The sequence below is a fragment of the Streptococcus sp. HMSC078H12 genome (assembly GCF_001814615.1).
GTDB lineage: Bacteria > Bacillota > Bacilli > Lactobacillales > Streptococcaceae > Streptococcus > Streptococcus salivarius_F.
Window position 1 is genome coordinate 1 of the sequence record NZ_KV817338.1, and the last position, 15,225, is coordinate 15,225.

The following is a 15,225-nucleotide window of genomic DNA, read 5'->3' on the forward strand; positions in this document are numbered from 1 at the left end:
CAAACCACCCGTTAGACGGGTGGTTATGATTAGTCTTTTTTAGCTGCTTTGCCTTCAAGTTTGTGTCCCAAGTCAATGAGGTATTGCTTGAGGTCATCTTTAACTTGAGGATGTTTAAGTGCGTAATCGATAGACGTTTTCATGAATCCGAATTTGTCACCGACATCATAACGGTCTCCAGTAAATTCGCGAGCAAAGACGCGTTGTGTCTTGTTAAGTGTATCGATAGCATCAGTCAATTGGACTTCATTTCCAGCACCTGGTTCTTGAGTTTCCAAAATACCGAAAATTTCAGGTGTTAGAAGGTAACGTCCGATGATAGCAAGATCACTTGGTGCATCCTCTGGATTTGGTTTTTCAACGAAAGTTTCAACGCTATAACGTCCATTTTCGCCTTTGCCTTGAGGGGCGATGACACCATAAGAAGAAACTTCTTCGTGGGGTACAGGCATAACTGCAATGGTTGATGCGTGTGTTTCCTCATAATCGTTAATGAGTTGCTTAGTCAAAGGTACTGCTTTGTCATTAGTGATATCCATGAGGTCGTCACCAAGCATGACAACGAATGGTTCATTTCCGACAAATGCTTTGGCTTGAAGAACAGCATCTCCGAGACCACGTGGATGGCTTTGACGAATAAAGTGGAGGTTGATAGCAGTGGTGTCATTAACCAATTTCAACAGGTCTGTCTTACCTTTTTGTTCCAAGTTGTATTCTAACTCAAAGTTTGAATCAAAGTGGTCTTCGATAGAACGTTTTGACTTACCAGTAACCACCAAGATGTCTTCGATACCTGATTTGAGGGCTTCTTCAACGATAAATTGGATGGTTGGTTTGTCAACGATAGGCAACATTTCTTTGGCCAAGGCCTTAGTAGCTGGTAAAAAGCGTGTTCCGAGTCCTGCAGCGGGGATGATAGCTTTTCTAACTTTTTGATTCTTCATGAGAACTCCTTAGATTTTTTATTTTTTATCCCATTCATTTTCAGAGCGCAGTTCATTGGACATCATATTGAGAATAGATTCCTTGATATCTGCCCCCTCATAGATAGATTTGTAGATTGCTGTTGTAATTGGCATGTAAACGCCGAGCTCTTGGGCGATTTCGTAGGCAACCTTAGTGGTTGAAATACCTTCGATAACCATACCCATGTTACGTTCAATATCTTCTAGTTTTTCACCACGACCGAGCGCATCCCCAGCACGCCAGTTGCGAGAATGAACAGAAGTTCCTGTAACGATAAGGTCTCCGACCCCAGATAGACCGCTGTAAGTCAAAGGGTCAGCCCCAAGTTTCACACCAAGACGAGTGATTTCTGCAAGTCCACGAGTAATAACGGCTGCCTTGGCATTATCCCCATAGCCCATACCATGGAGAGCACCGGCACCGACTGCGATAATGTTTTTAAGGGCACCAGCTGTTTCAACGCCGATAACATCTGAATTGGTGTAGAGACGGAAGTAGTTATTACTGAAAATACCTTGGACATAGCGTGCTGCCTCAAGATCCTTGGAAGCAGCTGTAATCAAAGTGATATCGCGAACGATAGTTTCTTCAGCGTGGCTTGGACCAGATACTACTACAATCTCACTACGAAGTTCTTCTGGAATCTCTTCTTCGAGGATTGTTGATAGACGTTCATGTGTTTCAGGCTCCAAACCTTTCGAAGCATGCATGACAACGACTTTGTGGTCCAAAAGTTCAGCAACTTGTTTAGCAACTAAGCGAGTAACCTTGGTTGGGACGACAAAGAGCACGGCGTCAACACTATCTAGGGCTTCAGATAGCTCTTTATAGGCTTTAATGTTTTCATCCAAAACCACATCTTTGAAGTAGCGGGTGTTGGTGTGTTTTTCGTTGATTTCATCAATTTGTTCAGGGATATTTCCCCAAATACGGACCTCGTGTCCGTTGTCATTGAGCACCTGAGCAAGGGCAGTTCCCCAAGAACCAGGGCCCAAGACAGCGATTTTTTGTTTTTTCATCATTAGGTCTCCCTTTAGGTCCTTTCTAACAAAGCAGAAAAAGACTATATTCTTTCTCATTATAACATAAGAAAAGCGTGTTTGTCTTGTACTCTCTGTTGGGAGAGCTCTTTGCTATTTATTTTTAAGCCAATTTTGGGCAATGTAGCCTCCAATGAGAGCGGTCATGAGCGTTCCACCAATCAAGATTAAGGCATGGCTGGCTGTGAAGGGTACCATAACTTGGTCTACATAATCCTGTGTTTTTCCTTTAGATAGGAGCTGTGCAACATAGGCTTTAGGTGCAAGCCACATGGTGATAATGGGTGCTAAGTTTCCTAGAGAAAAAATCATATAAGAGATTAGATTAAGCTTATCATTCTCATAGTTTCCTTGCTTGGCTAGCAAATCAGCGACGAGACCAGCTATAAGGCTGGGAAGGAATGCTAGAACAAAGTGACCTGAGGCAAAGAAGAAGAGGGACATAAAGATACCTAGACTGGTAATAGCTCCAAATTGCTTGGTCTTTCGGATAAGGCCCAAATAAACCCAGCCTGCAAAGAGAGCTGCTAGAGCAGGCGTATGATACATATTTTTTACTTTGAAAAAGATTAAATCAATGGCAACGGCAAGGGCAAGGCAAATAAAATACAGTAGAATAGCTAGACTGGTTTGTTTGATGAATGTCTTTTGACGCATGTGTTCTCCTAATCAATATGAGGTGTTTTGGTTTTATTGAGCCAAGAATATGCCAAACCAATGAAAATACCTCCGCCAATCCAGTTACCGAAGAAAACGACTACCCATTGACGTAGAATATTTGCCAAGGTGAAATTATCCACAGCATCACGCACACCGTTGAAACCGAGCAACATGAAAGAGGCAAAGTTAGCAATCAAGTGTTCATTAATCAAGAAGACAAACATAAAGATTGCTGATAGGGCAATGAAAATTTTAGCAGATTCTTCTTTGAGGAGCATGTAGCCCAAGATGGCAATGTTAACGAACATATTAGCTGTAATACCTTCTGTAAAGTTCATCCAATCTGTTTTTCCAAGCTTAGTTGAAACGGCAGTAACTAAGAAACTCTTATCAGTCAAATGTTGGAAAGAGAAGGATTGGTTGAAGAACCAGGCCAAGATAAGGGCACCGACAAAATTAAAGAAGGTACAGTAGAGGAGGATGGTACACATCTTGCTCCATTTGATTTTACCATAATAGGCTCCACTGGTCAGGAACATCATATTTGAAGTAGCCAACTCTCCATTGAAAATGAGAACGAAGACCAGTCCGATGGCAAAGATAAAAGCAAAGACAAAACGAGAAAGGGCTGGAATACCTGTAGCGATAACATCGGCACCAATAATTCCTACAGCAGTTGACATGGTAAGATAAGCTCCTGCAAGCATAGAACGTAAGGCATAGCGCCCCAGACTTTCGTCAAAGAGAGCTTCTTTTTTAGCGCAAGCAGCGAAAACTTTTTCTTGAAATTGAGACATAGGTTTACCTCTAAAATATGTGGCATGGAGCATGGGCAAATGCGCAAGCTCGAGTGAAAATGAATCTAAGATAACCATAAAAAAAGTCAGGACATTTTGTCCCAACTTTTCCAAGTCTTAATGTGAGGATGCTCCAGAAGTTGCATCTGCGGCTGGAGCTGCATCGCCACCGTGACCACCAGCATCTGATGCTCCAGAAGTTGCATCGCTACTGCCATGGCTGGCTGCAGCTGGTGCAAATGGACCACTTCCTCCGACAAGGCGTTGACCAGTTGTTTCGAGATACCAGTCGAGCCATGGTTTAAAGTTAAAGACGATTTCATTGATTCCTGCGTAAGAACCGTCATCATAGTACATAGCTTGATAATTATGCGTGTTGATAACACCCTCAGGTGAACCTGGAACAATCGTACGCACATATTCTTGGTTACCGTTACGGAGTGTACCAATTACCCATTCCACATTTTTCATACGAGCTGGTGGAAGTGAGCCGTGAACAGTCGACATACGGCTACCTGATTGAGGTGGTACACGTTTAGCGAACATAGTGTCAGGATCTTGATGGGCGTTATTGTAGTATAGGAACTGGTTATTATCATCAGCATAGGTCAATTCAAACGGCATAGCCTTGAGGAACATGTCAATTTGATTAACCGTCAAAATACCGTGATCCAATTTCACGTAGGTATCACCTGATACCGCACCAGTGATTTCAGCTACTTTTTCTACCCATTCAGGATCATCAGGGTCAACCTCAGTAACAGTTGTAGCGATTGGGTTGTTACAATCCAAGTCTTCAGGTTCAATTGGTTTTGGTTTTTTCAATTTAGAAACCACTCCTACATATTGGATGAAATTGTCTAAGCATTGTTCAAGGAAGTTAATAGTACCTTCGTTAGTAATGTTCCCCTCAAGGTCAAAGGCTTCTTTAGCCTTTCCAAGCAAGAATTCATTACCTGGAAGTGTATAAGCATTAACACCAGGCGCCTCAAGGATTTTACGCAAATGCACTTGGGCACGTGAAGTTCCTTGGTCGTAGTAAGAAGCACCAACAATCATTACAGGCTTGTTTTCAAATGGGTGCACTTCGAATGAGAGCCACTCTAAAACTGACTTAAGTGCTGCAGAGATAGTGTGGTTATGTTCAGGTGTTGCAATGATAACACCGTCAGCGCGTGTAATTTTGTTATTAAGTAAGCGAAGTTGGAAGCTTTCGTCCCATTTTTCATCTTGGTTAAACATAGGAACTTCATCAATTTCCAAAACTTCAAGTTCAAATTTTATTTTAAAATGTCTTCTGATAAATTCGAGCAGTTTACGGTTATATGATTGGTCATAATTTGCTCCAACGAGTCCAACAAATTTCATAGTTTCTATTCTCCTGTCCTATAGGCTTTCCCAGTCGAAGTCTTCAGCTTCTTTATGTAGCAACTCTGTAGCATGTGAGAGTTTACCAGTAATTTTGACGTAGAGACGGAAGTCATCGAAAATAGCATCTAGTTTTTTGATGACATCAAGGTCGACTAAATCACCATTGCTATCAAAAGCTTGTAGAGAATGTGAGAGTAAGAATTCGTCTGGAAGCACATTAGCTTTGATTTCTGGAGCATTCAAGATTTGACGAAGTTGTAACTGTGCACGAGAAGCCCCGAGTGTTCCGTAAGATGCCCCTGTAATCATAACTGGCTTATTCAAAAGAGGGAAAACACCGTATGATACCCAAGCTAAAGCGTTCATGAGAACGGCAGGAATTGAGTGGTCATATTCAGGTGTTCCAATAATAACACCATCAGCCTCATCGATTTTTTTAACGATTTCAAGGACACTTTCTGGCAATTGCTTGTTAGCGGGTTTGTTAAAGATAGGAAGGTCTTTGATTTCAACAAGTTCGATGTCTGCCTTATCTGCAAAATGTTTCTGAATATATTGCAATAATTGTCTATTAGTTGAACGTTTTGAATTCGTACCAACAAGTCCGATGAATTTCATGACAATTCTCCTTAAAAGTATTATATCTAGTACTATGTTAGCGTTTTCCTAGTTAAAAGTCAATCTTCGTTTAATGAGAAAGTGATTAGACTATTACCTTTGTCATCTTATTTCGAATAGATTATAATAGGATAGATTTAAAAAGTCTGAAGCTAGCGCGGCTAGTTTATACAAATACTAGTCAATAGATGTATCGAAAGGAAAAAATAATGACAAAAATTCGTGGATTTGAACTTGTATCAACGTATAACAATCAGGAATTGCTTCCAAAACGTGAGACAGCTCATGCTGCAGGTTATGACTTAAAGGTAGCAGAGAACACTGTCATTGCTCCTGGGGAAATTGTTCTCGTCCCAACAGGTGTTAAGGCTTACATGCAACCTGGTGAGGTCCTCTATCTCTATGACCGTTCGTCAAACCCTCGCAAAAAAGGCCTGGTCTTGATCAACTCAGTTGGCGTTATTGACGGCGATTACTATGGAAATCCAGGAAATGAAGGTCATATCTTCGCCCAGATGAAAAATATTACTGATCAGCCCGTGACTCTTGAAGTTGGCGAACGCATCGTTCAAGGTGTCTTTATGCCCTTCTTGATTGTAGATGGAGACGAAGCTGATGGTGTTCGTACAGGTGGATTTGGATCGACAGGGAAATAGAGGAAGCAAAGTGGCAGACTATTTGTTAGTAATCGATATGCAGTCAGATTATGTTGCTGTAGGAAAAGCATATCATGAAGAACTGATTGCAGCTGTAAATGACAAAATTGCTAGCTATCCCAGCGACCGGGTTATCTATATTCTCAATCGTTTTTTCTGGGAGAGAAAAGATAGAAAGAAGAAATTTGCGACCGGCTTGCTGCTTGTATCTTCTCGTATCTTTGAGAAGCGTCGGGCTTCTTGCTTTACTAATCCAGATTTAAAAGATTTTTTAGAGGGAAATGGTACTAAAAGCATAGAGTTTATAGGGGTAGATGGCAATGGCTGTGTTAAGGCTTCCGTTTTGGCGGCTATCAAGGAGAACTATCAGGTTTCCGTAGATTTGTCCGCTGTCGGAGTTGCCAACCAGAAGAAATTTCAAAAAACATTGCATAAGTGGCACTCTGCTGGAGTAAACGTAGAAGGAGAATTATCATAGCTAAGAAAAAATCAACTTTTGTTTGTCGAGAATGTGGCTACAATTCACCCAAATATCTAGGGCGTTGCCCCAACTGTTCTTCTTGGTCCTCTTTTGAGGAAGAAGTTGAGGTGCAGGAGGTGAAAAATGCTCGTGTCAGTTTGACGGGTGAAAAGTCCAAACCTACTAAATTAAAAGAAGTCTCTTCAATTAATTATGCCCGCATAAAGACTGACATGGACGAGTTTAACCGTGTTTTAGGTGGCGGTGTGGTTCCGGGTAGTCTGGTTCTTATTGGAGGAGATCCAGGGATAGGGAAATCGACTCTTCTCTTACAAGTGTCAACACAGCTAGCTAACAAGGGAACTGTCCTCTATGTATCTGGTGAAGAATCTGCCGAGCAAATCAAGTTGCGGAGTGAACGTTTAGGCGATATTGATAACGAATTTTATCTTTATGCTGAGACTAATATGCAAGCCGTTCGCAGCCAAGTGGAGGCTATAAAACCCGATTTCCTCATTATCGACTCTATTCAGACCATCATGAGTCCAGAGATTTCAGGCGTTCAAGGCTCTGTATCTCAGGTTCGTGAAGTTACTGCTGAACTCATGCAGATTGCCAAAACCAATAACATTGCTACATTTATTGTTGGGCATGTGACCAAGGAGGGACAGTTGGCTGGACCACGTATGTTGGAACACATGGTGGATACTGTGCTCTATTTTGAGGGTGAACGTCATCACACCTTCCGTATTTTACGAGCAGTCAAAAACCGTTTTGGTTCAACTAATGAGATTGGGATTTTTGAGATGCAGTCTGGTGGTTTGGTAGAAGTGCTAAATCCTAGCCAGGTTTTCTTAGAGGAACGCCTAGACGGAGCCACAGGTTCTGCCATTGTTGTAACAATGGAAGGTAGCAGACCTATCTTAGCTGAAGTTCAAGCCTTGGTGACCCCAACCGTCTTTGGTAATGCCAAGCGGACAACAACAGGACTGGATTTTAACCGCGTCAGCCTTATCATGGCTGTTTTAGAGAAACGTTGTGGCCTTCTTCTCCAAAATCAAGATGCTTATTTAAAATCAGCAGGTGGTGTCAAATTGGACGAGCCGGCTATTGACCTTGCTGTTGCCGTTGCCATTGCTTCTAGTTACAAGGAGCTTCCAACCAATCCACAAGAAGCTTTTATAGGAGAAATTGGCTTGACTGGAGAGATTCGCCGAGTGACTCGCATTGAACAGCGTATTAATGAAGCTGCTAAACTAGGCTTTACTAAGATTTATGCTCCGAAGAATTCTCTTCATGGTATGAAAATTCCAGAAGGTATCCAGGTCGTTGGCGTTACGACAGTGGGAGAAGTACTCAAAAAAGTCTTTTCTTAAAAAAATCAATTTGAAAACGTTTGCAAAATTATACCTCCAATGCTATACTTTTCATAAGGATAGGGAGGTATTTATTATGCAATTTTTCACAGACAGCAACATGCAATTCCCTTTAGTAGAGTTATCTCTTAATCAAGGTGAAACAGTCTTTATCCAGCGTGGCAGTATGGTATATCACACACCTAATGTGACACTGAGTACCAAATTAAATGCTAGTGGATCAGGACTAGGTCGCTTTGTAAAGGCTGTTGGGCGTTCAATGGTTTCGGGTGAAAGTAGCTTTATTACTCAGGTTGTCTCACAGTCCAATAACGGTTATATAGCCTTGGCCCCTGATTCTCCAGGTCAAGTGATTCCACTTTATTTAGGTGAAAAACAGTACCGACTAAATGACGGTGCCTTTCTAGCACTTGATGGCACAGCTTACTATACAATGGAGCTCCAGTCAGTTGGTAAGGCTATTTTTGGTGGTCAGGGTGGTTTCTTTGTGATGACAACCCAAGGTCAAGGAACACTCTTGGCGAATGCCTACGGTTCTATTAAAAAAATTGAGCTAAACAACCAAGAAGTGACTATTGATAATGCTCATGTCGTTGCCTGGAGTCAGACACTTGATTACAATATTCACTTGGAAAATGGTTTCTGGCAGTCTATTGGGACAGGAGAGGGTGTTGTGAATACCTTTAGAGGAACAGGTGAAATTTATGTTCAAAGTCTCAATCTTCAAACCTTTGCAGGCTTACTTAATAGATACTTACCAAAACGTTCATAATATAAATTGAAGGAGGGTGGATGCTTGTTAGCATCTATTCTCCTTTTTTATGTTGCGAACTCAATAGCTGACAAGTTAATAAAAAGATGATAAGATAGTGTGTAAATAATTTGATAGTCAAATTATTTTCTTCATTAGAAAGTGAGTTATTATGTCTTATTTTGAAAACTTTCTCAATGCCAACAAAGCCTATGTTGACCTCCACGGGACAGCCCATCTTCCCTTGAGACCAAAGACTAAGGTGGCTATTGTGACTTGTATGGATTCACGCCTTCACGTTGCCCAGGCCTTGGGGTTGGCCCTAGGTGACGCTCATATTTTGCGTAATGCGGGTGGTCGTGTAACGGAAGATATGATTCGTTCTTTGGTCATTTCTCAACAACAGATGGGGACACGAGAAATCGTAGTTCTTCACCATACAGATTGTGGTGCTCAGACCTTTAAGAACGATGAGTTTACCGCCTATCTCAATAAGGAACTTGGTGTTGATGTGTCTGATCAAGATTTTCTTCCATTCACAGATGTAGAAGAGAGTGTTCGTGAAGATATGGCTATTCTTCGTCAGTCACCGCTTATCCCTGAGGATGTTATCATCTCCGGTGCGGTTTATGATGTAGATACTGGTCGAATGACTCAAGTTCATCCCTAATACCGAAAAGTTAAGCAGGCATGATTGCCTGCTTTTTTCATGGTTTGATATAAAAAACTCAGCACACAATAAATCTGCTGAGTTAATCTAGTTTTTAAGAAATGATAAAAATGAGAATCACGGTCCCCAAATAGAAAAGACTAGTGATAAAAAAGCTTATACGCCAGAACAACTTAAGAAAACGTTTAAACTTGAAAGATTGTGTTTTTCTTAGCATCTGAATCGTGATAATTATAGCCGCCAAGGATAATAAGATGGTGATGTATGGCAAAAAGCTATGGGTAAAGAAACGGGCTGACACAGCAACCACCTCAATAAAATAAAGTGGGAAGGTAAGGTCAGCAAAATTAAGCCCGAGGTATTTTAAACTGAAGAAGCGGTGGATAATAAAAGCAAAGATAGGTGTTAAAATCAAAAATGCTATAGCAAAGAATTTATATAGAATCATAAGTCTATTTTACCTCGAAAAGGCCTATATGTAAATTTTTTCCTAAACTTAATAAGAAATTCTTGCATCTAAAAAGAATTTCTGTATAATAGATAAGGTATGTAAAAACATACTTGTGGGAGGTAACAAAACTTACTTACCGCCAAAACCACAATAGGAGGAAATTACAAAATGGCTAAAAAAGTCGAAAACATCGTAAAACTTCAGATTCCTGCTGGTAAAGCGACTCCAGCTCCACCAGTTGGACCAGCTCTTGGTCAAGCCGGAATCAACATCATGGGATTCACTAAAGAGTTTAACGCTCGTACAGCTGACCAAGCTGGTATGATCATCCCAGTTGTTATCTCTGTGTATGAAGATAAATCATTTGATTTCATCACTAAAACACCACCAGCTGCTGTTCTTTTGAAAAAAGCTGCAGGTGTTGAAAAAGGTTCAGGTACTCCAAACTCAGTTAAAGTTGCTTCAGTAACTCGTGCACAAGTACAAGAAATTGCTGAAACAAAAATGCCTGACTTGAACGCTGCAAACATCGAATCAGCTATGCGTATGATCGAAGGTACTGCACGTTCAATGGGATTCACTGTTACTGACTAATTCAGTTAACAAGAAAACCACAGACGTCGTCTCACTTCGCTGAGTGACGTGGAAGATGAAAGTCGTTATGACCACATTACACAAGGAGAAATAATTAACATGGCTAAAAAAAGCAAACAAATGCGTGCTGCTCTTGAGAAAATCGACAGCACAAAAGCTTACAGCGTAGAAGAAGCTGTAGTTCTTGCACAAGAAACTAACTTCGCAAAATTCGATGCTACTGTTGAAGTATCATACAACCTTAACATCGACGTTAAGAAAGCTGACCAACAAATCCGTGGAGCAATGGTATTGCCAAACGGTACTGGTAAAACTCAACGCGTTCTTGTATTTGCTCGTGGTGCTAAAGCTGAAGAAGCTAAAGCAGCAGGTGCTGACTTCGTTGGTGAAGACGAACTCGTTGCTAAAATCAACGGTGGATGGCTTGACTTTGACGTTGTTGTTGCAACACCAGATATGATGGCAATCGTTGGTCGTCTTGGACGTGTCCTTGGACCACGTAACTTGATGCCAAACCCTAAAACTGGTACAGTAACTATGGACGTTGCTAAAGCAGTTGAAGAGTCTAAAGGTGGTAAAATCACTTACCGTGCTGATAAAGCAGGTAACGTACAAGCTATCATCGGTAAAGTTTCATTCGAAACTGAAAAATTGGTTGAAAACTTCAAAGCATTTAACGATGCAATCCAAAAAGCTAAACCAGCTACAGCGAAAGGTACTTACATCACAAACCTTTCAATCACTACTACACAAGGTGCTGGTATCAAAGTTGATCCTAACTCATTGTAAGAGTAGTAAAGGACCTATCTTCGGATAGGTTTTTTTCTTGCTCTAGACACGAAATTTGAGTAGAAAATAAAAAATATTCAGAAAGTAGTGTTGCTTTTTCGAATTTATGGTATAATTTAAGCGTATACACATAATTATTGATTTTTGAACTTTTTACGTTGCGAATTTAAGGAGGCAATGAATGAAAAAGAGTAAGGTATTTTTACTAGCAACCGTAGGCCTGTTATCTGTAGGTGTTTTAACGGCTTGCTCGTCATCAAGTAAGACGTCTGGTAAGACTTATAATTATGTTTACGGTGGCGATCCTGCAACCCTAGACTATGTTTCTACAAATAAGAAAAACATGACGACAGCCGTTAGTAACGGTGTTGATGGCTTGTTTGAAAATGACCAATACGGGAATCTAAAACCTTCTGTCGCTGAAAACTGGTCTGTTTCTCAAGATGGTTTGACCTATACTTACAAGATTCGTAAGGGACTTAAATGGTACACTTCAGATGGCGAAGAATATGCCAATGTAACAGCTAAGGACTTTGTAACAGGTCTTAAGCATGCTGCGGATACTAATTCTGAAGCGATTTATTTGCTACAAAACTCAGTTAAGGGCTTGAATGATTACCTTTCAGGTGCCAACAAGGACTTCTCAAATGTTGGTATCAAAGCAGTTGATGATTACACTTTGCAATATACGCTTAGCCAACCAGAACCTTACTGGAATTCAAAATTGACCTACTCTGTTACTTGGCCTGTTAATGAAGATTTCTTGAAATCTAAAGGTAAAGACTTTGGTAAGTCAACAGACCCAACATCTATTCTTTATAACGGTCCATATCTTCTTAAATCTTTGACAACGAAATCTTCTATTGAGTTCACCAAGAATGAAAACTACTGGGATAAGGATAATGTCTATTTTGATACAGTTAAATTGACTTACGATGATGGTACAGACCAAGAATCCTTGGAACGTAACTTCACTGATGGAGTCTATAACTTAGCTCGTCTATACCCAACTAGCTCAAACTATTCTAAAGTTGAAAAACAGTACAAAGATAATATTTTCTATACACAACCTGGAGCAGCTGTAGAAGGTGTCGGTGTTAATATCGATCGTCAAACTTATGACCATACATCTAAAGAAAATGATCAACAAAAGACATCAACTAAGACAGCTCTTCTTAACAAAGATTTCCGTCAAGCATTAGGTTTTGCCATTGACCGTACAAATTACGCCGCACAACTTAACGGTAAGGAAGGTGGAAGCACTGCCGTTCGTAATATCTTTGTTAAACCAGACTTTGTTCAAGCAGATGGTAAGGACTTCGGAACAATGGTAATGGATCAACTTCCAGCTTATGGTGATGAGTGGTCTGGTGTGAATCTTGCAGATAGTCAAGACGGTCTTTATAACCCAGAAAAAGCTAAGGCTGAATTTGCTAAAGCCAAAGAAGCTCTTCAAGCAGAAGGGGTTCAGTTCCCAATCCATTTGGATGTTCCTGTCAATCAGTCAAATAAAATCTTTGTGAACCAAGTGCAGTCACTTAAACAATCTATTGAATCAGCTCTTGGAAAAGACAATGTTGTACTTGATCTTCATCAATTGTCAACTGATGATTTCTATAACATTACCTACTCTGCTTCAAATGCAGCGGCAGAGGATTGGGACTTGTCAGTAGGTGTGGCTTGGGAGCCTGACTACCTTGATCCATCAACTTATCTTGATGTCTTGAAGACTACAAATGGTGAAAATACTAAATCTTTCATGGGTTATGACAATCCAAATAGTCAAGCGGTTGAAAAAGTAGGTCTTAAAGAATATGACCAATTGGTTGATGATGCTTCTAAGGAAACAACAGACTTGACGGCTCGTTATGAAAAATATGCAAAAGCTCAGGCATGGTTGACGGATAGTGCACTTTATATCCCAACGACTACTTATAACGGTGCAGCCGCTGTAATTTCTCGTATTAAGCCATTCTCAGGAGCTTATGCTCAAGCCGGTGATAAAGGTTCTACATACTACTTCAAGTATCTTAAATCTCAAGATGATATTGTGACTAAGAAACAATACGATTCAGCTTATAAAGATTGGCTTAAAGAAAAAGCAAAATCTAATGACAAAGCTCAAAAAGATCTTGCCAAACACGTTAAGTAATCTATCGAAAACGTCTACCTTTAGGTAGTCGTTTTTTTAACAAAATTTCTCGAACCACCCCTAGATTGTGATATAATAAGAAAGATTGGTACTCGCTTCTAGATTTTTATTTGGAAAGTTTGGGGGATAGAGTTGCCTACTGGTACTTATCATCTTAAGGTTAGTCCTAAGGAAGGGACTTTAGGCTCAATAGGTATCCAAAGACTGAAGAATGAAACATAAAAAGGAGATTTATCTTGGCTAAAGATATCCGCGTTCGTTACGCACCAAGTCCAACAGGGCTTCTACACATTGGTAATGCTCGTACAGCATTGTTTAACTACCTTTATGCACGTCATCATGGTGGTACATTCATTATCCGTATTGAAGATACTGACCGTAAACGTCACGTTGAAGATGGTGAGCGTTCACAGCTTGATAACTTGCGTTGGTTGGGAATTGACTGGGATGAAAGTCCTGAAACATACGAAAACTATCGTCAATCAGAACGTTTACCGCTTTACCAAAAATATATTGATCAACTTTTGGCAGAAGGTAAAGCCTATAAGTCATACGTAACTGAAGAAGAGTTAGCTGCAGAGCGTGAACGTCAAGAAGCAGCTGGTGAAACTCCTCGTTACATTAACGAGTTCCTTGGCATGACTGAAGAAGAAAAAGCTGCCTACATCGCAGAACGTGAAGCGGCAGGTATTGTACCTACAGTTCGTTTGGCGGTTAATGAGTCAGGGATTTATAAATGGCATGATATCGTTAAGGGAGATATCGAATTTGAAGGTGGTAATATCGGTGGTGATTGGGTTATCCAGAAGAAAGATGGATATCCAACTTACAACTTTGCGGTAGTTGTTGATGACCATGATATGCAAATTTCACACGTTATCCGTGGAGATGACCATATTGCCAATACACCAAAACAACTCATGGTTTATGAAGCTCTTGGTTGGGAAGCACCTGAGTTTGGACACATGACCCTTATCATCAATTCTGAAACTGGTAAGAAGTTGTCTAAACGTGACACTAACACCCTTCAATTTATCGAAGATTACCGTAAAAAAGGTTACCTTCCAGAAGCAGTCTTTAACTTCATTGCTCTTCTTGGTTGGAATCCTGGCGGTGAAGACGAAATCTTTTCTCGTGAAGAACTCATTAAACTTTTTGATGAAAACCGTCTAAGCAAGTCACCAGCGGCCTTTGACCAGAAGAAATTGGACTGGATGAGTAACGACTACATTAAGAATGCAGATTTCGATAAGGTCTTTGCTCTTTGCAAACCTTTCTTGGAAGAAGCTGGTCGTTTGACAGATAAAGCTGAAAAATTAGTGGAACTCTACAAACCACAAATGACAGCAGCAGAAGAAATTGTCCCTCTTACAGATCTCTTCTTTGAAGATTTCCCAGAATTGACAGAGGCTGAAAAAGAAGTTATGGCTGGTGAAACAGTACCAACAGTACTTAAAGCTTTTAAAGCCAAACTCGAAGCTATGTCTGATGATGAGTTTGTTGTTGAAAACATTTTCCCACAAATTAAGGCTGTTCAAAAAGAAACAGGAATCAAAGGGAAAAATCTCTTCATGCCAATCCGTATTGCTGTTTCAGGAGAAATGCACGGTCCAGAATTGCCAGATACTATTTTCTTGCTCGGACGTGAAAAGTCAATCAAACATATTGATCAAGTTCTTGCAACACTATAAAAATAAACCCAACAATTGTTGGGTTTTCGAATGCACATAAGCGATATGTCAATGATTATATGATAATTGCTAAGCCTACTTTTGTAATATAATGATGATATTTCGTAACCATATCATCATTTTCAAAACTTTAAATTAGTTTTATAATAGATTGGTAATAAAAAATTAGGGAGGGGTGAGCAT

The 15,225-nt window shown here is 40.3% G+C and carries 16 protein-coding genes; 9 read left to right on the forward strand and 7 right to left on the reverse strand.

The genetic code is table 11. From position 1 onward, the window contains the following. Positions 1 to 29 precede the first annotated feature (29 nt). The 6 genes from galU to HMPREF2979_RS06580 form a co-directional block, all read right to left on the reverse strand. The gene (gene galU / locus HMPREF2979_RS06555; protein WP_064520940.1) at positions 30 to 944 is read right to left on the reverse strand and encodes a UTP--glucose-1-phosphate uridylyltransferase GalU; all 915 of its coding nucleotides are present in this window, start codon (positions 942 to 944) and stop codon (positions 30 to 32) included. A gap of 18 nt (positions 945 to 962) precedes the next feature. After that, complete coding sequence (locus HMPREF2979_RS06560) at positions 963 to 1,985, reverse strand: NAD(P)H-dependent glycerol-3-phosphate dehydrogenase (protein ID WP_070655756.1); 1,023 nt, start codon at positions 1,983 to 1,985, stop codon at positions 963 to 965. A gap of 114 nt (positions 1,986 to 2,099) precedes the next feature. Continuing rightward, positions 2,100 to 2,663, reverse strand: coding sequence for an MptD family putative ECF transporter S component (locus tag HMPREF2979_RS06565; RefSeq protein WP_070655739.1), 564 nt, complete (start codon positions 2,661 to 2,663; stop codon positions 2,100 to 2,102). 8 nt (positions 2,664 to 2,671) lie between these two features. Then, on the reverse strand, positions 2,672 to 3,463 hold the full coding sequence (locus HMPREF2979_RS06570; RefSeq protein WP_013991239.1) for a formate/nitrite transporter family protein: 792 nt from the start codon (positions 3,461 to 3,463) through the stop codon (positions 2,672 to 2,674). A gap of 117 nt (positions 3,464 to 3,580) precedes the next feature. Further along, positions 3,581 to 4,831 carry an NAD(P)H-dependent oxidoreductase gene (locus HMPREF2979_RS06575; RefSeq protein WP_070655741.1) on the reverse strand — a complete coding sequence of 417 codons (1,251 nt, stop codon included), beginning with the start codon at positions 4,829 to 4,831 and terminating at the stop codon, positions 3,581 to 3,583. An 18-nt stretch (positions 4,832 to 4,849) separates the two neighbouring features. After that, positions 4,850 to 5,452 carry an NADPH-dependent FMN reductase gene (locus HMPREF2979_RS06580; protein ID WP_014635095.1) on the reverse strand — a complete coding sequence of 201 codons (603 nt, stop codon included), beginning with the start codon at positions 5,450 to 5,452 and terminating at the stop codon, positions 4,850 to 4,852. Between the two features lie 209 nt (positions 5,453 to 5,661). On the opposite strand from HMPREF2979_RS06580, the gene HMPREF2979_RS06585 reads away from it, so the two are divergent. The 5 genes from HMPREF2979_RS06585 (at position 5,662) to HMPREF2979_RS06605 (ending at position 9,365) form a co-directional block, all read left to right on the forward strand. Continuing rightward, the gene (locus HMPREF2979_RS06585; RefSeq protein WP_045769395.1) at positions 5,662 to 6,108 is read left to right on the forward strand and encodes a dUTP diphosphatase; all 447 of its coding nucleotides are present in this window, start codon (positions 5,662 to 5,664) and stop codon (positions 6,106 to 6,108) included. 10 nt (positions 6,109 to 6,118) lie between these two features. Then, complete coding sequence (locus HMPREF2979_RS06590; RefSeq protein WP_070655758.1) at positions 6,119 to 6,586, forward strand: cysteine hydrolase family protein; 468 nt, start codon at positions 6,119 to 6,121, stop codon at positions 6,584 to 6,586. Then, the gene (gene radA, locus HMPREF2979_RS06595; protein ID WP_072903619.1) at positions 6,583 to 7,944 is read left to right on the forward strand and encodes a DNA repair protein RadA; all 1,362 of its coding nucleotides are present in this window, start codon (positions 6,583 to 6,585) and stop codon (positions 7,942 to 7,944) included. Before HMPREF2979_RS06590 ends, radA begins: the two co-directional genes overlap by 4 nt. Positions 7,945 to 8,020: 76 nt before the next feature. After that, positions 8,021 to 8,716: a TIGR00266 family protein gene (locus HMPREF2979_RS06600; RefSeq protein ID WP_002885783.1), complete on the forward strand. Its 696-nt coding sequence runs from the start codon at positions 8,021 to 8,023 to the stop codon at positions 8,714 to 8,716. 151 nt (positions 8,717 to 8,867) lie between these two features. After that, positions 8,868 to 9,365, forward strand: a complete 498-nt coding sequence (locus HMPREF2979_RS06605) for a beta-class carbonic anhydrase (protein ID WP_048790870.1) — start codon at positions 8,868 to 8,870, stop codon at positions 9,363 to 9,365. A gap of 94 nt (positions 9,366 to 9,459) precedes the next feature. On the opposite strand, the gene HMPREF2979_RS06610 is transcribed toward HMPREF2979_RS06605, so the two are convergent. Beyond that, positions 9,460 to 9,813: a DUF3397 domain-containing protein gene (locus HMPREF2979_RS06610; RefSeq protein ID WP_070655743.1), complete on the reverse strand. Its 354-nt coding sequence runs from the start codon at positions 9,811 to 9,813 to the stop codon at positions 9,460 to 9,462. A 171-nt stretch (positions 9,814 to 9,984) separates the two neighbouring features. Between HMPREF2979_RS06610 and rplK the strand changes: the two genes are divergently transcribed. The 4 genes from rplK (at position 9,985) to gltX (ending at position 15,042) form a co-directional block, all read left to right on the forward strand. Next, on the forward strand, positions 9,985 to 10,410 hold the full coding sequence (rplK, locus tag HMPREF2979_RS06615; RefSeq protein WP_002885648.1) for a 50S ribosomal protein L11: 426 nt from the start codon (positions 9,985 to 9,987) through the stop codon (positions 10,408 to 10,410). A gap of 99 nt (positions 10,411 to 10,509) precedes the next feature. Further along, a complete protein-coding gene (gene rplA / locus HMPREF2979_RS06620; RefSeq protein WP_070655745.1) occupies positions 10,510 to 11,199 on the forward strand; it encodes a 50S ribosomal protein L1 in 690 nt (229 codons plus the stop codon). A gap of 181 nt (positions 11,200 to 11,380) precedes the next feature. Further along, the gene (locus HMPREF2979_RS06625) at positions 11,381 to 13,351 is read left to right on the forward strand and encodes a peptide ABC transporter substrate-binding protein (RefSeq protein ID WP_070655747.1); all 1,971 of its coding nucleotides are present in this window, start codon (positions 11,381 to 11,383) and stop codon (positions 13,349 to 13,351) included. A 236-nt stretch (positions 13,352 to 13,587) separates the two neighbouring features. Then, a complete protein-coding gene (gene gltX, locus HMPREF2979_RS06630) occupies positions 13,588 to 15,042 on the forward strand; it encodes a glutamate--tRNA ligase (RefSeq protein ID WP_070655749.1) in 1,455 nt (484 codons plus the stop codon). The last annotated feature ends 183 nt before the right edge of the window (positions 15,043 to 15,225 follow it).

What these genes read in the sequence shown, in the direction of transcription:
- galU (WP_064520940.1), bottom strand. Translation starts at nt 944, where the DNA reads ATGAAGAATCAAAAAGTTAGAAAAGCTATCATCCCCGCTGCAGGACTC.
- HMPREF2979_RS06560 (WP_070655756.1), bottom strand. Translation starts at nt 1,985, where the DNA reads ATGAAAAAACAAAAAATCGCTGTCTTGGGCCCTGGTTCTTGGGGAACT.
- HMPREF2979_RS06565 (WP_070655739.1), bottom strand. Translation starts at nt 2,663, where the DNA reads ATGCGTCAAAAGACATTCATCAAACAAACCAGTCTAGCTATTCTACTG.
- HMPREF2979_RS06570 (WP_013991239.1), bottom strand. Translation starts at nt 3,463, where the DNA reads ATGTCTCAATTTCAAGAAAAAGTTTTCGCTGCTTGCGCTAAAAAAGAA.
- HMPREF2979_RS06575 (WP_070655741.1), bottom strand. Translation starts at nt 4,831, where the DNA reads ATGAAATTTGTTGGACTCGTTGGAGCAAATTATGACCAATCATATAAC.
- HMPREF2979_RS06580 (WP_014635095.1), bottom strand. Translation starts at nt 5,452, where the DNA reads ATGAAATTCATCGGACTTGTTGGTACGAATTCAAAACGTTCAACTAAT.
- HMPREF2979_RS06585 (WP_045769395.1), top strand. Translation starts at nt 5,662, where the DNA reads ATGACAAAAATTCGTGGATTTGAACTTGTATCAACGTATAACAATCAG.
- HMPREF2979_RS06600 (WP_002885783.1), top strand. Translation starts at nt 8,021, where the DNA reads ATGCAATTTTTCACAGACAGCAACATGCAATTCCCTTTAGTAGAGTTA.
- HMPREF2979_RS06605 (WP_048790870.1), top strand. Translation starts at nt 8,868, where the DNA reads ATGTCTTATTTTGAAAACTTTCTCAATGCCAACAAAGCCTATGTTGAC.
- HMPREF2979_RS06610 (WP_070655743.1), bottom strand. Translation starts at nt 9,813, where the DNA reads ATGATTCTATATAAATTCTTTGCTATAGCATTTTTGATTTTAACACCT.
- rplK (WP_002885648.1), top strand. Translation starts at nt 9,985, where the DNA reads ATGGCTAAAAAAGTCGAAAACATCGTAAAACTTCAGATTCCTGCTGGT.
- rplA (WP_070655745.1), top strand. Translation starts at nt 10,510, where the DNA reads ATGGCTAAAAAAAGCAAACAAATGCGTGCTGCTCTTGAGAAAATCGAC.
- HMPREF2979_RS06625 (WP_070655747.1), top strand. Translation starts at nt 11,381, where the DNA reads ATGAAAAAGAGTAAGGTATTTTTACTAGCAACCGTAGGCCTGTTATCT.